This window comes from Promicromonospora sp. NPDC057488 (assembly GCF_042802395.1).
GTDB lineage: Bacteria > Actinomycetota > Actinomycetes > Actinomycetales > Cellulomonadaceae > Promicromonospora.
This window is the reverse complement of the sequence record NZ_JBHVEG010000181.1, coordinates 1-12,875: the sequence shown is the minus strand read 5'-3', so window position 1 is coordinate 12,875 and position 12,875 is coordinate 1. Positions and strand designations below refer to the sequence as shown.

Annotated in this window: 10 protein-coding genes; 7 read left to right on the top strand and 3 right to left on the bottom strand. The window is 73.1% G+C overall.

The features are described 5' to 3' along the window. Positions 1 to 67: 67 nt before the first annotated feature. The 3 genes from ACFU5G_RS25260 to ACFU5G_RS25250 all read right to left on the bottom strand — a co-directional run bounded on the left by ACFU5G_RS25260 (position 68) and on the right by ACFU5G_RS25250 (position 4,717). A complete protein-coding gene (locus ACFU5G_RS25260; RefSeq protein ID WP_377251036.1) occupies positions 68 to 3,796 on the bottom strand; it encodes a S8 family serine peptidase in 3,729 nt (1,242 codons plus the stop codon). A 169-nt stretch (positions 3,797 to 3,965) separates the two neighbouring features. Further along, complete coding sequence (locus ACFU5G_RS25255) at positions 3,966 to 4,508, bottom strand: Clp protease N-terminal domain-containing protein (protein WP_377251033.1); 543 nt, start codon at positions 4,506 to 4,508, stop codon at positions 3,966 to 3,968. Further along, positions 4,508 to 4,717 carry a helix-turn-helix domain-containing protein gene (locus ACFU5G_RS25250; protein ID WP_182620679.1) on the bottom strand — a complete coding sequence of 70 codons (210 nt, stop codon included), beginning with the start codon at positions 4,715 to 4,717 and terminating at the stop codon, positions 4,508 to 4,510. The genes ACFU5G_RS25255 and ACFU5G_RS25250 overlap by 1 nt, the downstream gene beginning before the upstream one ends. Positions 4,718 to 4,957: 240 nt before the next feature. On the opposite strand from ACFU5G_RS25250, the gene sucC reads away from it, so the two are divergent. From sucC to ACFU5G_RS25215, 7 genes are all read left to right on the top strand, one after another. After that, complete coding sequence (gene sucC, locus ACFU5G_RS25245; RefSeq protein ID WP_377251030.1) at positions 4,958 to 6,127, top strand: ADP-forming succinate--CoA ligase subunit beta; 1,170 nt, start codon at positions 4,958 to 4,960, stop codon at positions 6,125 to 6,127. Between the two features lie 39 nt (positions 6,128 to 6,166). Further along, positions 6,167 to 7,063: a succinate--CoA ligase subunit alpha gene (gene sucD, locus ACFU5G_RS25240; RefSeq protein ID WP_377251027.1), complete on the top strand. Its 897-nt coding sequence runs from the start codon at positions 6,167 to 6,169 to the stop codon at positions 7,061 to 7,063. 114 nt (positions 7,064 to 7,177) lie between these two features. Next, positions 7,178 to 7,525: a hypothetical protein gene (locus ACFU5G_RS25235; protein WP_377251024.1), complete on the top strand. Its 348-nt coding sequence runs from the start codon at positions 7,178 to 7,180 to the stop codon at positions 7,523 to 7,525. Between the two features lie 150 nt (positions 7,526 to 7,675). After that, positions 7,676 to 9,331 (top strand): DUF6350 family protein, encoded by a 1,656-nt coding sequence (locus ACFU5G_RS25230; protein ID WP_377251021.1) that lies wholly within the window; start codon positions 7,676 to 7,678, stop codon positions 9,329 to 9,331. A gap of 10 nt (positions 9,332 to 9,341) precedes the next feature. Continuing rightward, complete coding sequence (gene purN, locus ACFU5G_RS25225; RefSeq protein WP_377251018.1) at positions 9,342 to 9,986, top strand: phosphoribosylglycinamide formyltransferase; 645 nt, start codon at positions 9,342 to 9,344, stop codon at positions 9,984 to 9,986. Positions 9,987 to 10,158: 172 nt separating this feature from the next. Beyond that, positions 10,159 to 11,364 carry a hypothetical protein gene (locus tag ACFU5G_RS25220; RefSeq protein WP_377251015.1) on the top strand — a complete coding sequence of 402 codons (1,206 nt, stop codon included), beginning with the start codon at positions 10,159 to 10,161 and terminating at the stop codon, positions 11,362 to 11,364. Between the two features lie 118 nt (positions 11,365 to 11,482). Then, complete coding sequence (locus tag ACFU5G_RS25215; protein WP_377251012.1) at positions 11,483 to 12,817, top strand: MFS transporter; 1,335 nt, start codon at positions 11,483 to 11,485, stop codon at positions 12,815 to 12,817. The last annotated feature ends 58 nt before the right edge of the window (positions 12,818 to 12,875 follow it).

Sequence of the window (12,875 nt, the reverse complement as noted above, 5' to 3'; positions counted from 1 at the left end):
CCTGGCGGGTCCTCGCGGGTCGAGCTTGTCGAGACCCAGGTCTCGACAAGCTCGACCAGCGGCGGTGTCAGCGCAGGCCGAACGCTCTCGTCAGCGTCTGCGCCACCCGGTTGCCCTCACCGTCCTCGACGACCGTCCGCAGGGTCGCGAACTGCGCGCCCCGCGGCGCCGACAGCCGGGCCGACCAGGCGTCATGGTCCCGGCTCAGGTCGAGCCGCTTCCAGGTCGCCCCGTCGTCGTACGACACCTCGACCGTGGGCCGTCCGACCCGGGCCTCGATCCCGGGCAGGTGCGACGGCGTCACCGCGAGCCGGGTGGTGCGCGACGCCCGTCCCGCGAGGTCGGTGTCCACGTCGTAGTCGAGCTGGATCAGCGGCAGCGGCTCGACGGCGTCCGGCCCGCTCGCCTCCGACGTGAAGTCCCACTCGGTGTGCGTGTGCGTCGAGTACGGCCCCGCCCAGTCGGCGCGGTCGTTGTCGGCCACCACGCGGTACGGCAGACGCTCGGCGGGCAGCCCGCCGTTGACGGGCAGGAACTCGGCGTTGCCCCACAGCAGCTCCGTGTCGCCCTGGTAGAGCGTCGCCCGGTTGCGGACGTCGAAGTTGCCGCCGCCGGTGCTGCCGATGTGCCCGCTGCCGGAGTCGCCCCAGCCCGGGACCGGCACGTACATCTGGTCCAGGTAGCGGATCGGCTGGGCGCCGAGCCCCATGCGGGGGCGCAGGACCGGACCGAACCACGTCACGTCGCTGGTCGTGCGCGCCTTGTACTCCAGCACGTCGACGTTCGACTGCCCCATCTCGCCCGGCAGGTACGCGCTCTGCGTCCACGGCACTCCGGCCGCGACCCAGTCGGTCCGCTCGCCCTGCGCGGTCGCGACGAGCTGGTTGCCCGCCGTCCACCCGTGCCAGACGTCGAACCGCGCCTCCAGCGCCGGACCCTGCCGGTGGTGGCGGAACGACATGTCCACCCGGGCCAGGTCACGCTTCGTCGAGGTCCACGTGGGCCGGGCCGGCACCGCGCCGGTCCAGTGGTGCACCACGTCGTAGGTGTACTCCGTCGTGGGCTCCGCCGAGACCGTGACCTCCGGCCGGCGGGCGTCCAGCGACCGCAGCAGCTCAGCGCCCTGGCCGGACGTGAGCGTCGCGACCGTCAGCGGCGCGGGCTCGCCCGGGATCCACGGCGACTCGTCCCAGGGCGCCAGCCGCCCGGTGCCGTCGTGCACCACGAGCAGCAGGCGCGCCCCGGCGTCGGCCGCCGCCTGGGCGAGCCCTGCGATCTCGTCCGTGCCGGACGCGTGCGCCACGACGGCGGTGTCCCGCAGGCCGTGCCCGTGCCGCGCCAGGTCCGCCGGACCCTCGACCTCGACCACCCGGAGCGTGCGCTTCCCGGCCGGCAGCGGTGTCGCGCCCCGCTTGACCCGCAGGTCGCCCAGGCCGTCGAACCCGCCGCGGCCCTTCTCCACCGTGAGCGCCGGCTGCTCCAGCCGGAACTGCGCCCCGAACTCGAACAGGCCCGCGGTGACCTTCTTCCCCGTGGGCAGCGCCCACAGGCTGTCGTGCTCGCCCGCCGGGAACATGGAGCTCGCCGTGTAGCCACCGTTCGGGAACTGCCGGATCACGTCCAGGCGCATCGAGCCCGGGTCCGTGTCCTCCGGCACCTCGGCCCGCACCTGGACCGCCTTGCGGGCGTCCAGCACGACCGACCGGTCCTGGCTCAGGTCCACGTCCACGAAGCTCAGCAGCGCCGTGCCGAGCGAGCCCGCCCCGTTCGCGCCCTCGACGTCGACCGACAGCCAGCCGCTGTAGCTGCCCACCGGCATCCGCAGCACGGCGGTGCCGTTCTCGTCGAGGTCCGCCCCGGCGAAGATCTGGTCCGACGTCACCAGCAGCTTGCCCGTCGCGGGACGGCCGTCGTCACCCGTGACGGTGACGGTGAGCCGCTGGCGCTGCCCCTCGCGGGTCGCGCCCGTCAGCGTCCGGGCCTGCACGGCCCCGGCGTCGTCGGTCGCCACGACCGTGGCGCTCAGGTCGGCCTCCGCCGGAAGGAGCGAGAGGTCGGCCACGAGATCCACGGACGCCGTGCCCTGCGCGGGCACGGTCACCGTGTCGGAGGACAGGGTGAGGAAGCCCGCCGGGACCGCGCCGTCGACCGCGAGGTGCAGGTCGACCGGGGCGTCACCCAGGTTCGTGTACGTGATCGGCTTCGACGTCGGCTCGTCCGTGCCGTCGCCGTACGAGTGGAAGCCGAACCCGGCGCTCGCGGTGCCGAACACGGTCGCGGCCACGGCGGCGGGCGCGTCGAGCCGGCCGCTGCCGGCCTGGTAAGGGGTGTAGGCGGGGGTCGGCGCGGCGGTGCTGACGATCGCCTCCTTGATCTGCTCCGCCGTCCAGTCCGGGTGGGCCGCCGCGACGAGCGCCGCGGTGCCCGCGACGTGCGGGGTCGCCATCGAGGTGCCGCTCATCGTCGTGTACATCCCGGAGCCGCGCACGAGCTGCGAGCGGGCCGCGAGGACGTCGACGCCGGGCGCGGTGATCTCGGGCTTGACGCCGCCGTCGATCGCGGGGCCGGTGCTGGAGAAGTCCGCCAGGGTGTCGGTCGCGTCGACCGCGCCCACGGCGAGGGCCGAGTCCGCCAGGGCGGGCGAGCTGATGGTGCGCGGGCCGCCGTTGCCGGCGGCGGTCACGAACAGCGCGCCCGTCTCGGCGGTGAGCTCGTCCACGGCGGTCGCCATCGGGTCGTCCGCGCCGGCGGGCTCGCCGCCCAGGCTCATGCTGACGATGCGGGCGTCCTGGTCGCGCGCGGCCCACTCCATGCCGGCGATGATCCAGGACTCCATGCCGCGGCCGTTGCTGTCGAGCACCCGGCCGACGTGCAGCCGGGCGCCCGGGGCGACGCCCCGCTCCAGCCCGTCCGAGGCCGCGCCGGTGCCGGCGATCGTCGAGGCGACGTGCGTGCCGTGCCCCTGGTAGTCCTCGACGTAGTCCTCGGTCTCGACGAAGTTGGCCGCCGCCGCGACCTGGTCCGCCAGGTCGGGGTGGGTCGTGTCGATGCCCGTGTCGAGCACCGCGACGTCCACGCCCTCGCCGGTGTTGCCGGCGGCCCAGACGTCGGGCGCGCCGATCTGGGCGGTCGACTCGGCGAGGTCGGCGGTGACCGGGCCGTCGAGCCAGATCTTCTCGATGCCGCCGGCGAATGCCTGCGCGCCGCCGGCACGGCGGGACCCGGGGGCGTCGTCGGTCAGGTCGGCCCAGAAGGCGGCCGCCTCGGCGCGGTCCTGCGTCACGGCGGCGCCGTCCACGCTGGGCAGCGCGCGAACGACGTCGGACCCGTCCAGGGGCTCGGTGCCCCGCGACCGGGCCGCGGCGTCCGTGTACCGGACGATCAGCGGCAGCGTGTCGGTGCTCGCGTCGTCGTAGCCGTTCGCGAGGAGCTGCGTGACGTCGAACAGGCGGTCGTCGAGGGTGCCGGCCGTGACGTAGGGCAGCGCCGCGTCGGGGTAGACGAAGGTGCTGCCGTCGCGCTCGGTGCGGTGGAAGGACGACGTCGTCCCGCCGGGGCCGGTGACGTTGGTGACGCTCGTGCCGTCCGCCGCGGTGGTGATGGTGACCGTGTCACCGGTGATCAGGGTGACGCTGCGCGATCCCGCCGCCGATGGCGGGAGCGCGGTGGCGGAACCGCCCGGCGGGACCGCCGGGCCGGCGGGGCTCGCGGCAGACGCCGACGCGGCCCCGACCGCGAGGGCCGCGGCCACGCCGGTGGCGAGCAGCGCCCTGGCGCGGGTGGAGATGGTGAACACAGTTGTCCCTTTCGACAGTGGTGTGCCCATTTCCTAACCCTCGGACGCGGTGCGCTGGGTTTCGCCCGTGTAACGGCACTGCCATTTCCTGGCCAACTCCGGACAGTTGGCAGGCAACGGCCACGCCCCGCGCCCGTTCTCGGGCGCGGGGCGTGTTGCTGACTGTCGGTCAGGCCGCCTTGCCCGACCCCTCCGCCAGGCGACGGACGCGGTCGAGGTCCGCGCCGGCGTCGGACAGGATGCCGCGGGCCGGGGACTCGGCCCGGGTCAGGCCGAGCAGGAGGTGCCCGCCGTGGATCTCCTTGGAGCCCAGGCGGATCGCCTCGCGCAGCGCGAGCTCCAGCGACTTCTTGGCGTCCGGGGTGAACGGGATGTGCTTGCGGCGCCCGCGCAGAGTCCGGCCGGCGCGGGCCAGGGCGCCCTCCCCGAACGTGGCCTCGGTGCGCCGCGTCACCTCGTCCAGGTCGATGCCGACGGCGGCCAGCGCGGCCGGGTCGAGCGCGTCGCCCGCGGCGATCCGGGCGCGGGCTCCCTCGACCAGGGCGGCGGTGTCCACCCCGCCGTCGGCCAGGGCGGTCCGGGCCGGGCCCCCGCTCTCGGCGAGGGCGACGAGCAGGTGGCGGCTGTCGATCTGGTCGCTGTGCGCGTCGCGGGCGACCTGCTGGGCGTCGACGACGGCGGAGCGGGCGTCCTTCGTGAACCTCTCGAACATCAGATCCTCCTGTTGTGCTTCTTGTGCACGGCCTGCCGGCTGACGCCGAGCGCGTCGGCGATCTCCTGCCACGACCAGCCGAGGCGACGCGCCCGCTCGACCTGGAGGGTCTCCAGGCGGTCGGCCAGCTCGCGCATGGCCTTCACGGCGCGCAGTCCCTCGGCGGGGTCGTCCCCGGCTGCGGATGCGGCGAGTGCTTGCTGGGTCATGCGTCAACTATGGTTGACAGATTCCCTCGTTGTCAACCCCGGTTGACAAAACTCGGCGATGGAGACGTGTGCCACACGCCTGTCCCGAAGAGGCCCGGAAAACCGCCGCTCTCGTTCGGAAGCACAAGCGATCCAGGGCTACTCTGTACGGGGATGTCTTGACGTCGAGACATCGCCTCAGCCGGGCTCCGGGCGACTACGACGTCCGAGGGCCGCATCCCGATGGAAGGACGCAGCAGGGTGGACCTGTTCGAATACCAGGCGCGCGACATCTTCGAGAAGCACGGCGTGCCCGTGCTGGGTGGGGTTGTCGCGACGACCCCCGAAGAGGCTCGCGAAGGCGCCGAGAAGCTGGGCGGCGGAACTGTCGTCGTGAAGGCCCAGGTCAAGACCGGTGGCCGTGGCAAGGCGGGCGGCGTCAAGCTGGCCCACTCGCCGGCAGAGGCCGCCGAGAAGGCCGGCGAGATCCTCGGCATGGACATCAAGGGTCACACCGTGCACCGCGTGATGATCGCCCAGGGTGCCAAGATCGCCGAGGAGTTCTACTTCTCCGTGCTGCTGGACCGGTCCAACCGCAACTACCTCGCCATGTGCTCCGTCGAGGGCGGCATGGAGATCGAGCAGCTCGCCGTCGAGCGGCCCGAGGCGCTCGCGCGCATCGCCGTCGACCCGGCCGTCGGCATCGACGAGGCCAAGGCCGCCGAGATCGTGGACGCCGCCGGCTTCGCCGAGGACATCAAGGGCAAGGTCGCCGAGGTCATCCAGGGCCTGTGGACCGTGTTCAAGGCCGAGGACGCCACGCTGGTCGAGGTGAACCCGCTGGTCAAGACGGAGGACGGCGAGATCGTCGCCCTCGACGGCAAGGTCACCCTCGACGAGAACGCCGGCTTCCGCCACGCGGACCACGCCGAGCTCGAGGACTCCGCCGCGGCCGACCCGCTGGAGGCGAAGGCCAAGGCGAACGACCTCAACTACGTGAAGCTCGACGGTGAGGTCGGCATCATCGGCAACGGCGCGGGGCTGGTCATGTCCACCCTCGACGTCGTCGCCTACGCCGGCGAGAAGCACGGCGGCGTCAAGCCCGCCAACTTCCTCGACATCGGTGGCGGCGCCAACGCCAAGGTCATGGCGAACGGCCTCGACGTGATCCTGAACGACGCGCAGGTCAAGGCGGTGTTCGTGAACGTCTTCGGCGGCATCACCGCCTGCGACGAGGTCGCCAACGGCATCGTGGGCGCGCTGGACATCCTCGGCGACGAGGCGTCCAAGCCGCTGGTCGTCCGCCTCGACGGCAACAACGTCGAGCTCGGCCGCCAGATCCTGAACGAGCGCAACCACCCGCTCGTCACCCTCGCCGACACCATGGACGGCGGCGCCGACCTTGCCGCCGCCAAGGCTGCCGCCGCCTGATCGCCCGCTGAAGACTTCGAAAGCAGAGACAAGAAGACAATGTCGATCTACCTGAACCAGGACTCGAAGATCATCGTCCAGGGCATCACGGGCGGCATGGGTGCCAAGCACACCGCCCTGATGCTGGACTCCGGCGCGCAGATCGTCGGCGGCGTGAACGCCCGCAAGGCCGGCACCACGGTGACCCACAAGGACGCCGACGGCGCCGACGTGACCCTCCCGGTCTTCGGCACCGTCAAGGAGGCCATGGCCGAGACCGGCGCGGACGTCTCCGTCGTCTTCGTGCCGCCGGCCTTCACCAAGGACGCCGCCATCGAGGCCATCGACGCGGGCATCGGCCTGCTCGTGGTCATCACCGAGGGCGTGCCGGTGCAGGACACCGCCGAGGTGTGGTCGTACCTGCAGGGCAAGGAGACCCGGATGATCGGGCCGAACTGCCCCGGCATCATCACCCCGGGCGAGTCGCTCGCCGGCATCACGCCGCACACCATCACGGGCAAGGGCCCGATCGGTCTCGTGTCGAAGTCGGGCACGCTGACCTACCAGATGATGTACGAGCTGAAGGACTTCGGCTTCTCGACCGCCATCGGCATCGGCGGCGACCCGATCGTCGGCACCACGCACATCGACGCGCTCGAGGCCTTCGAGAACGACCCGGAGACCAAGGCGATCGTGATGATCGGCGAGATCGGCGGCGACGCCGAGGAGCGTGCCGCCGAGTACATCAAGGCGCACGTCACCAAGCCGGTCGTCGGCTATGTCGCGGGCTTCACCGCCCCCGAGGGCAAGACGATGGGCCACGCCGGCGCGATCGTGTCCGGCTCGGCCGGCACCGCCGCCGCCAAGAAGGAGGCCCTCGAGGCCGTCGGCGTGAAGGTCGGCAAGACGCCGTCCGAGGCCGCCGACCTCATGCGGGAGATCCTGCAGGGGCTCTGACCCTGACCGACGACGGCGGTTCCCTCGCAGGGGGAGCCGCCGTCGTCGTCATGTTCGGAGACGTGACGCCTGCTTGCCACCGGTCGGCGTGGGTTCGTGGACAACGGTGGGTTCGTGGACAACGGTGTGACCGTGAACAACGGTGTCGTCGTGAACGACAAGGAGCCGAGGCTTCGAGTCCATCCGTACTGGGGAACCCTCGTAGCTGCCGGAGCCGTGACAGTCCTCGGGATGGTGCTTCTCGTGGAGCTGGGGTACAGCGCTGACGCAAGTGCTGAAAGCCTGCCCGAATGGCGATACCTCGTCCCCTGGGCAGTTTTCGGCACCGGGATGATCGGACTGATTGCTCTGGGGGCAGCCGGGCCCGTTCTTCTGAAGCGGCCAAGGGCCTCATTCCTGGTCCTGAGTTGCGCCGTCGTGCTCGGGGGCTTGGCCGCGGCAGCGCTCAGGTGGTGGACCTGACGCCTGCGGTTCCCCCTTCGCAAAACGGGCGTTCCTACACCAGTTCCCCCGGCGAACTCCATACCCGGCCGTAATATCTCCCGAAGTTCACCCGGGCCACGCCGAGACAGGTCCCCGGGATGGCCCCCGGGCGCGGGTGAAGATTGCCGGGTGAGCGCACCACCCCGCCCGAGCACGGCTTCCCGCACCGCAGGTGCCCGCACGACCCGCCCGGCCGGCAACCGGCCGACGGCTCGCCGCGGCCGCCTGGTCGAGGAGCCGCCCACACCGGAGCCGGAGTCGTACGCGCTCGCCCACATCGTGTCCGGCGTGCTCGCGGCCGCCCAGGCCCTCGTCCTGTCCCTCGCCGTCGTGGTGCTCCCGGCGGTGGTCGCCTATCTCGTGGGCAACGCGGCCCTCACCTCCGCGCCGGAGACCCCGGACGACGGCGTCCAGGTGCGCTCCGCGATCGACGTCGCCACGGGCCTCTGGTTGCTGGGGCACGGCGTCCCGCTCACCGCCGACGCCGTGACCGTCACCCTCGCGCCGCTCGGCATCGCGGCGCTCGCCCTGTTCGCGACGTACGCCTCGGCCAAGCGGTTCGCGGCGACGTCGGTCCGCGCCTGGGCCGCGGGCACCGTGACCTACGCCGTGGCCACCACCGGGGTTGCCCTGCTCGCGGGCAGCGCCCCGGGCTGGTCGCTGGCTCTGGCGCCGCCCGCCGGCCTGGTCATGGGCGGACTCGGCATGGCGCTGGGCATCCTGGCTCGGCCGGACGCGCCGGCCCCCGCCGAGCTCGGCGAGCGCGCCGAGGGGCTGGCCCAGCGGCTCACGGGCTTCGACCTGGTCCCCGCGACCCTCCGCCTCGGGCTGCGCGGCGGCGCGGTGGTCGTCGCGCTGCTGACCGGCGGCGCGGCGCTCCTCGTGGTGGCGTGGGCGCTGGCGGGCCGCGCCACGTCGTCGGACATCGTGACCGCGCTGGAACCGGGCTGGACCGGCGGCATCGTGTTCGCCGTGGCTCAGCTCGCGCTGCTGCCCAACCTGCTGCTGTGGGCGCTCACCTGGATCGCGGGGCCGGGCTTCGCCGTCGGCGAGGGCACCAGCTTCACGCCGTTCGGCACGGTCTCGGGGCCGCTGCCCGCGGTGCCGCTGCTCGGGGCGCTGCCCGGGGAGGACTGGGCCAACCCGGTCAGCGCCTGGGCGCCCCTGCTCGTGATCGCGTGCGGCGTCGCGGCGGGCGTGTTCGTGTGGCGCCGGCTGGAGCCGTCGCTGGTCCGCTGGTCCGACGTCGGCTGGGTGCTGGGCGGGATCGTGCTCGTCCCCGCGCTGTTCGTGCTGCTGGGCCAGTTGGCCGCCGCCGGCGCCGTCGGCCCGGGGCGCCTGTCCCAGATCGGGGCCGACCCGCTCGTGAGCGCCGGGCTCGTGGCAGCCGAGGTGGCCGGGGGAGCGGCGGCGGTGCTGCTCGGTGCCAAGCTCGACGTGGTCGCGCGCCGCGGCGAGATCGGGGACGACCTGGTGGCGTGGCTGAGGCGTCCGGCGCCGGTGGGCGGGGAGCAGGACCGGGACGAGGAACCGGGCGGGGAGGCGCACGACCTCGCGTCGGAGCTCGGGTTCGACGGCTCGCCGGGCCAGGACGACGGCGCGCCCAGGGGTGCGACGCCGGACGGCGACCCGGACCCACAGGACGGGGCCGACGAGGACCCGGCCCCGTCCCGCGACTGGGCGAGGACCGCTGCGTACGCCGTCTCGGACCCGGAACCGGATGTCGCCTCGGCGACCGGTCCGGCTGACGGCGACGAAACGCCCGAGGAGCACCAGGGAACGTAGGCTGGGGCCCGTGCAGACGCCCTCCGGTCACCCCGTCGAGTCCACATCCGCCAAGCGCCTGGTGGTGCTCGCCTCGGGCGGCGGATCCAACCTCGCCGCGCTCCTCGCGGCGCACGACGACGCCGCCTACGGCGCGCGCGTGGTCGGCCTCGTCACGGACCGGCCGGCGGCGGGAGCGCTCGACCTGGCGCGGGACGCGGGGGTCGCCTCCGCCGTCGTCGCGCTCAAGGACTTCGAGGACCGCGCCGCCTGGAACGAGGGCGTGCTCGAGGCGATCTCGGTGTTCCGGCCCGACTACGTGATCCTGGCGGGCTTCATGCGGATCCTGGCGCCCGGCGTCGTCCGCAAGTTCGAGGGCCGGATGATCAACACGCACCCGGCCCTGCTGCCCAGCTTCCCGGGCGCGCACCCCGTGCGCGACACGCTCGCCCACGGCGTCAAGATCACCGGCTGCACCGTGCACCTGGTGGACGACGGCGTCGACACCGGCCCGATCGTCGCCCAGACCGCCGTCCCGGTGCAGGACGGCGACGACGAGCCCACCCTGACCGAGCGGATCAAGGTTGCCGAGCGCGCGCTCCTGGTCGAGACGGTCGGCCGGCTGGCCCGGGAAGGCCTGCACGTCGCGGGCCGCAAGGCGTCGATCGGCCGCTGACCTGGTTGGGCTGGCTGTCCCGGCCCTTCTCCTTCGAGGCCTAAGTTTCTTCGCTTTGAGTCGCCTCAAAGCGAAGAAACTTAGGCCTCAAAAGTGCGCGGCAGCGGCCGGTTGTCCACAGGTTGACGTCAGAACATCAGCGATGGTGTGGTTTGCATGCTGATATTGGCTTATGCGACTGCTGAAGCCCCTGCCCGTGCAGGTGGACGTCATTGCCTCCCGGCAGGAGGGGCTGATCTCCGCCGCGCAGCTCGACGGCGTCGGCGTCGACGCCCGGTGGCGGTACCGGCTCGTCCGGCAGGGCCGGCTGATCCGGGTCACCCAGGGCGTGTTCGACACCGACGTCGTGCCACCCGACCAGCGGTCACGTGCTGACCTGCTGGACCACCTCCGACGTCGTCCGGCGTGGCTCGGCCTCCTCGCGGCCGGGCCGGGATCGACCGCCGTCGGCCTGTGCGCGCTCGCGCTGTACAAGGTCAAGGGGCTGCCGCGCACCATCCGGTCGGAGGTGGTCGCGCCCGACGGGCGGTGGCGTCCGGCCCGGGACGGGATCACGTTTCGCAAGATCGGGGAAATGGTGACCGGGCGGTTCGGCGGCGACTTCCGGATCGCGAGCGTCACGGACGCGCTCGCCCTCGGCGTCGGGCAGATGCGCCGGGACGACGCCGTGGCCGTGCTGGACGACCTGCTGCACTCGCGGTCCGCCACGGCCGACGACCTGGTCCGGGCCCACGACCTGGCGCGCGGGCACCGGGACGTCGCGGCGACCCATCCCTGGTGGCGGCTGGCCGACGGCCGCTCGGAGTCGCCTCTCGAGACCTCCGCCCGGCTGGCCTGCGTCGACGCGGAGATCCCGCCGGACACCCTGCAGCTCGTGGTCCGGGATCCCGGCGGCGCGCACCTCGGCCGGGTCGATCTCGCCTGGTTGCTGTCGGACGGCACGTGGCTGCTCGTCGAGATCGACGGCGTCGAGGTGCACGCTGCGCCGGCGGCCGTGTTCCGCGACCGCACGCGGCAGAACGCGCTGGCCTCGGCGGGCGGCTCGCGCCTGCTGCGCTTCACCGCCAAGGACCTCCGCGGCCGGCTGGTCGAGACCCTGGAGCCGTTGCTCCGCGAGGCGGGCTGGGCGCCAGGCCGCTACGACGACGTCGGCCAGCCGGCGATCCTCGGTACTCCGGCTGGTCCGGTGGCTCCGGTGGCTCCGGTGGCTCCGGTGGCTCCGGTGGCTCCGGTGGCTCCGGCTAGTCCGGCTGGTTCGGCTGGTTCGGCCGCTCCGGCTGCTCCGGCTGCTCCCGCGGTTCCGGCGGCTCCGCCCGCTTCGGCCGATGCGTCCGGTTTGGCCCCTCGGGCGGTTCTGTCGGTCACCTTCGAGGCCTAAGTTTCTTCGCTCTGCGGCGACGCAAAGCGAAGAAACTTAGGCCTCGAAGGGGAGCGGTCGACGGCGTCCGGAGGCGCAACGTCATCAGCCGGACATTTCACCCGGTACGTTGTGCCGCGTGACTGGGGAGACGACGACGGAGGCGGGTTCGGCTGACCTCGAGGGTCCGGCAACCGTGAACCCGGGCTTGGCAAACCCGGCCGCCCCGACCCCGACCCCGGCCGCCCCCGACCTCCCGCTCCGGCAGAACGCCGCCTACCTCCTGCTCACCACCGGCCGGTTCGCGCAGGCGATCGGCGCCGGCGTCGGCACGTTCGCGATCCCGCTGCTCGCGTTCGAGGTCACGGGCTCGGTCGGGCAGGCGGGCCTGATCAGCGGCATCGGCCAGGCCGGCGCGCTGCTGGCCACGCTGCCCGCCGGTGTCGTCGCGGACCGGGTCAACCGGCGCGCGCTCCTCGTGGTCGCCGCGGCGACAGGCGCCGCCCTGTGGGCCACGGTCGTCGCCGCCGGGCTGGCGGGGACCCTCGGCGCCTGGCACCTGGCGGCGGTGCTCTTCGGTTCGTCGCTGGTCAGCGCGTTCGTGAACCCGGCGTCGGGCGGCGCGCTGCGTGCCGTCGTCCCCGCCGCGCAGATGCCGAACGCCATGGCCGTGAACCAGGGGCGGATGGCGGCGGTCGCGCTGTTCGCGGGGCCGGTCGGCGGGTTCCTGTACGGCATGGCGCACGTGCTGCCGTTCGTCGCGTCCGTGCTGGGGCACCTGATCGAGGTGGTGGCCGTCTCGTTCGTGCGCAAGCCGCTCAACGGTGAGCGGACCGGCGCGACCCATCCGCTTGCCGACCTGCGCGAGGGCCTGCGCTTCGTCGGCGCGGTGCCGCTGTTCCGCGCGGTGCTGGTGCTGATCACGCTGCTGAACCTCACGTCCATCGCCCTGGTCGTGGCGATCAACCTGGAGCTGGTGCGCACCGGCACCGACCCGCGGCTGATCGGCCTCGTGGACGCCTGCGCCGGTATCAGCATGCTGGCCGGCGCGATCGTCGCCGGGCCGATCGTGCAGCGGGTCCGCGTGGGCCGGTTCGGGGTCGCGACGATCGGCCTGCTTGCCGCGGCGCTGGTCGTCATGGCGCTGGCGCCCACGTACTGGGTGTTCGTCGCGATGCTGGCCGTCGGCGTCTTCCTCTACCCGGCGCTCAACGCGGGCTTCACCGGCTACCTCACCGTGATCATCCCCGACCGCATGATGGGTCGCGCCACCTCGCTGCTCGGGCTGACGGGCCTGCTCGCCGCGCCCGCGGCGCCCGTGCTGGGCAGCGCGCTGCTGGAGGCGTGGGGCATCGGCGGCACGCTGTGGGTGATGGTGGGCGCCATGGTCGCGGTGCTCGTGGCGCTCAGCCTCACCCGCCCCCTGATGCGGATCGGCAGGCCCGATACGTGGGCGGCCGACGCGCTGGAGTAGCGCGGCCGGCCGCCCCTCCGACGTGTCAGACCCTCAGGTCCCCCGGGGGGCCTGAGGG

What these genes read in the sequence shown, in the direction of transcription:
- sucD (WP_377251027.1), top strand. Translation starts at nt 6,167, where the DNA reads ATGTCGATCTACCTGAACCAGGACTCGAAGATCATCGTCCAGGGCATC.
- ACFU5G_RS25220 (WP_377251015.1), top strand. Translation starts at nt 10,159, where the DNA reads ATGCGACTGCTGAAGCCCCTGCCCGTGCAGGTGGACGTCATTGCCTCC.
- ACFU5G_RS25250 (WP_182620679.1), bottom strand. Translation starts at nt 4,717, where the DNA reads ATGACCCAGCAAGCACTCGCCGCATCCGCAGCCGGGGACGACCCCGCC.
- ACFU5G_RS25255 (WP_377251033.1), bottom strand. Translation starts at nt 4,508, where the DNA reads ATGTTCGAGAGGTTCACGAAGGACGCCCGCTCCGCCGTCGTCGACGCC.